The following is a 4594-nucleotide window of genomic DNA, read 5'->3' on the forward strand; positions in this document are numbered from 1 at the left end:
GTTATTTTTATCTGTGGCGTAAAAAAGAAATAAGAGACGGTAAACCGGCAAGTCGCCGTATAACCAGTATTAAAAATGGTTTAGACGAACAGAATTGGTATTTTTGATTATTATTTCGTCTTTTCTTAAGCGCGGCTAACGGAAATCCCGCTTGCCTGTACTATTTAAAACCGATTACTATCCTTTTGTCAGCATTGCGTATCGCAAGGTACAGGCAAAAGACAATAAATAATTAATCATTTAATAACCAATATCTTCAGGTTTGATAATATGACAGGACGTCATGTTTTTCTCGCCGCGGCGTTGTTATTGCCGTCTGGCGTGTTTGCCGCACAGCCTTTAAGCCCGTCCGATCGCGATGCCGTTGAGCAGCAACAGCGTGATGTGTTGCGCCAGAATCAGCAGCAGCGTGAGGAGCTGCAACGTACCCTGACGCTGCCGTCCGCCGTGCCGCAAGCCCCGGTGAGCGACGCCGGCCCCTGCTTTACCATTTCCCGCATTGAACTGGACGGCGCAGATAAGCTGACCGGCAATGCGCGCGACGCCCTGCTTTCTCCCTACCGCCATCAGTGCCTGAACCTGGCGCGCATCAATCAGCTGGCCCGGCAGATTTCCGACTGGTATCTCCGGCGCGGCTATATCACCAGCCGGGCGTTTCTGACCGAGCAGAACCTGACGTCCGGCACCCTGAACCTCAAAGTGGTGGAAGGGCGGCTGGAAGACATCAAACTGGAAAACGCGCCGGACCGTACGCTGGCGATGGCGTTTCCCGGCCTGAAGGGCAAGGTGCTGAACCTGCGCGATATCGAGCAGGGCATGGAGCAGATTAACCGGGTGCGCAACGAGCCGGTACAGATTGAAATTCAGCCGGGCAGCCAGCCGGGGTATTCGGTGGTGAACCTGACGGCCCGTCCGGCGTTTCCGCTGCAATTTGGCGCCGGGTTTGACAACAGCGGCCAGAAGAGCACCGGCGTGGGGCAGATTAACGGCTCGCTGAGCGCGAATAATGTGCTGGGGATTGCCGATAAATGGTATGTCTCCGGGGCGCGCAGCAGCGCATTTTCCTCAAGCCGTGACGCGCAGAGCGTGCAGGCCGGGGTCAGCGTGCCGTACGGCTATTTCACCGTGGATTACAACTATTCGTGGAGCGAATATGTGTCCACGTTTGACAATAACGGCTTCCCCTGGCGCTCCACCGGCGACACCGAAACCCATCGCCTGAACGGCGCCTGGGTGGCTTATCGCGACAGCGACATCAAAACCGCGCTGACGCTGGGCGTGAACCACCGCGTCAGCCGCAATTACCTTAACGACGCTTACCTTGGCAGCAGCAGCCGTACCCTCACCGGCGTGATGGCCGGCCTCAACCACAGCCAGAAACTGTGGGGCGGCTTCGCCACGCTCAACCCGGCCTACAGCCGCGGCGTGCCGTGGCTGGGGGCGGAAGACGACAAAGGCAAGCACCCGGAGGCGCCGCGCGCCGAATACACCAAATGGACGCTGTCGGGCAGCTATTACCGCCCGCTGCGCAACGACCTCAATTACATCACCAGCATTTACGGTCAGTGGACTGATGACCGCCTGTACGGCAGCGAACGCCTGACCCTCGGCGGCGAAAGTTCGGTGCGCGGTTTCAAAGAGCAGTACCTCTCCGGCGACGTCGGCGGCTACTGGCGCAACGAGCTGAACCAGACAGTGTTCGAACTGCCGTGGCTGGGGCAGGTGGGGGCGCTGGCCGCCGTGGACGGCGGTTATCTGCGCCATAAAACCGATGACGACTTCTCGCACGGCACCCTGTGGGGCGGGGCCATCGGCCTGTACAGCAACGGCCGTTATGCCTCGTCGCAGCTGACGGTGGGCTGGCCGCTGCGTTATCCGGGCGAGCTCGCGCCGGACCGGGTTTCGGTGTATTACCGGATTGGGTTTGTGCTGTAGGCACCACGGCACGGTCGGGGATTAACGGACTAATCATCATGAACGCGAAAAAAATAATGACAATGACGACACACACTCCCGCTGCGGGCGCGCCGTTTCCGGTTCGCCTGCTGAGTTACCTGATAAGCGTTTTGCTGATAACCCAGCCGGTGCTGCCGGCCTACGCCGCCAACGTGAGCGTCGCAGGCGGCAACACCCACATGGATAAAGCGGGCAACGGCGTGCCGGTGATGAATATCGCTACCCCGAACCAGGCCGGTATTTCGCACAACACGTTCAATGATTTTAACGTCGGCAAAGAGGGGCTCATCCTCAATAACGCGACCGACCGCCTCACCCAGACCCAGCTCGGCGGGCTGATTCAAAACAACACCAACCTCAAAGCCGGGCAGGAAGCCAGGGGCATTATCAACGAAGTGATTGGGAACAAGCGCTCCCAGCTCCAGGGCTATATGGAAGTGGGCGGCAAGGCGGCCAGCGTGATGGTCGCCAACCCCTACGGCATCACCTGCGACGGCTGCGGGTTTATCAACACGCCCCACGCCACGCTGACCACCGGCAAGCCGGTGCTGGGCGCGGACGGCAGCCTGCAGGCGCTGGAAGCCAGCCGCGGCACTATCACCATTGCGGGCCAGGGGCTGGATGCGGGGAGCGCCGACGCGGTGCAGCTGATTGCGCGCGCCACGGAAATCAACGCCGGTATCCACGCCAAAGACCTGACGGTGATTGCCGGAAGCAACCGGGTGGACAAAGACGGCAACGTCACGGCCCTTGCGCCGGCCGGCGAGGCGCCGAAAATCGCCATCGACACCGGCGCGCTGGGCGGCATGTACGCCAACCGCATCAGGCTGGTGTCGTCCGAAACCGGGCTGGGGGTGAACCTCAGCGACGTCAACGCGCGTCAGGGCGACATTATTCTGGACGTGAACGGCGATTTGCGCATGAAACACTCTTTGGCTGCGGGACAGCTGAAGGTGAATGCCGGCAATCTGGCGCTCAGCGGCAGCCACCGCGCCGAACAAGGCATGCAACTGACCGGTCGCGGGAGCACGGCGGTTAACGATGCGCTGCTCAGCACGGGCGGCGATTTAGCGCTTAACGGCAACGGCCAGCTGACGGTGAACAACAGCCGTTTGCAGGCCGGCGCGGACGCCCGGGGCAAGCTGAGCGGCGGCGGGAGGCTGTCTGCTCAGGGGGCGCGTCAGCAGTGGAGTAACAGTCAGGTTGAAGCGGGTAACGTCACGCTCAGCGCCGCGCAGTCGCTGACGCAGGACGGGGCGTCGCAGGTCAGTGCGCAGACGGACCTCACCGTGCAGGGCGGGGCGCTGACGATGAACGGTAAAAACGGCGCCGGGCGTGATGTGGTGGTGTCCGGCAGGACGCTGAGCGCCGGTAATCAGCTCACGGCGCAGCGCGATATCCGCGCGCAGCTGAGCGGGGACGCAACATTGTCCGGCAAGCTGAATGCCGGGCAGGACGTAACGCTGTCTGCGGCAAACGTCACCAGCAGCGGCGAACTGACCGCCAACCGCTACGGAAGCGTAACGGCGGGCACGCTGGATAACCGCGGGCTGCTCCAGGCGCGCGGCGCGCAGACGATAACGGCGGCGAACGTCGCCAACCGCGACCGCATTCAGGCGGGCGGTCAGCTTGCGATGACGGCGGACACCGTCACCAACGCCGGGCTTATCGGCGGGCAGGGCGGACTCTCCCTGAGCGTGACTGATTTACTGAACGTGGAGAGCGGCGGCGAACTGTTCAGCGGCGCGGGGCTGGCGGTGAACGCCGGGCGCTTCCTGCTGGCGGGCGTCGCCAGCGCGCAGGGCGACATGCGGCTTGAGAGCGGCGTGCTGACCACCGGCGCGCAGTCGCAGTGGCTGGCGGGGGGCGATATGCGCCTGTCGGCGACCACGGCCAGCCTTGGCGGCCTGCTGGCCAGCGACGGTCTGATGACCCTGAATGCTTCCTCGTTAACCAGCACGGCGGGCGCGCAGACGCAGGCGCAGCGCGGATTAAGCCTGGATATCGCCGGGCACGGCGAGCTGAACGGGGTGTTCACCACGCTGGGCGACCTTACCCTCAGCGCCGGCTCGCTGACGCACCGGGCGCAGAGCGCCGGGGCGAATGTGGCGGTCACGGCGGGGAACATGACCCACGGCGGGCTGCTGCAGGCGGACGGGCCACTGACGCTGAAGGCGGACACCCTGAGCGTGACGCAATCCGGCGCGCTGCTGGCGAAGGGGCAGGCGCAGCTTGACGTGCAGGCGCTGGATAACGACGGCACGGTGGCGGCACAGCGGCTGAACATCACGGCTGCACAACGGCTTGCCAACCAGCGCGGGGCTATTCTCAATGCCGCCGGCGATATGACGCTGGCGACGGCGCAGATAGCAAACGCGGGCAAACTCGCCGCGGGTAATGACCTGACGCTGGATGCCGCGTCGCTTGCCAACCATGGGCTGATGCAGGCAGGCAATAACCTTTCTCTGACGCTCAGCGAGCGGCTGGATAACCAGGCGCAGGGGCTGCTGCTGGCGGCCGGGCAGCTTGCGCTGAAGACGCCGGACCTGACCAACGCCGGTACGCTTCAGGGCGCGACGGCGGCGGTTGAGGTGGGTGCATTAAGCAACAGCGGGATGCTGATGGGCATTGACGGCCT

The 4594-nt window shown here is 63.0% G+C and carries 2 protein-coding genes; both read left to right on the forward strand.

From position 1 onward, the window contains the following. The first annotated feature begins 270 nt into the window (after positions 1-270). Positions 271-1935, forward strand: a complete 1665-nt coding sequence (locus C8D90_RS21850) for a ShlB/FhaC/HecB family hemolysin secretion/activation protein (protein ID WP_115460555.1) — start codon at positions 271-273, stop codon at positions 1933-1935. Positions 1936-1991: 56 nt separating this feature from the next. Beyond that, positions 1992-4594, forward strand: a 2603-nt coding sequence (locus C8D90_RS21855) for a filamentous hemagglutinin N-terminal domain-containing protein (protein WP_162844450.1), incomplete at its 3' end; no start/stop codon positions are given.

This window comes from Enterobacillus tribolii (assembly GCF_003363015.1).
In the GTDB taxonomy this organism is placed as follows: Bacteria; Pseudomonadota; Gammaproteobacteria; order Enterobacterales; family Enterobacteriaceae; genus Enterobacillus; species Enterobacillus tribolii.

Excerpts from the sequence above, each read along its gene's own strand:
- C8D90_RS21850 (WP_115460555.1), top strand. The coding sequence starts at position 271 with ATGACAGGACGTCATGTTTTTCTCGCCGCGGCGTTGTTATTGCCGTCT.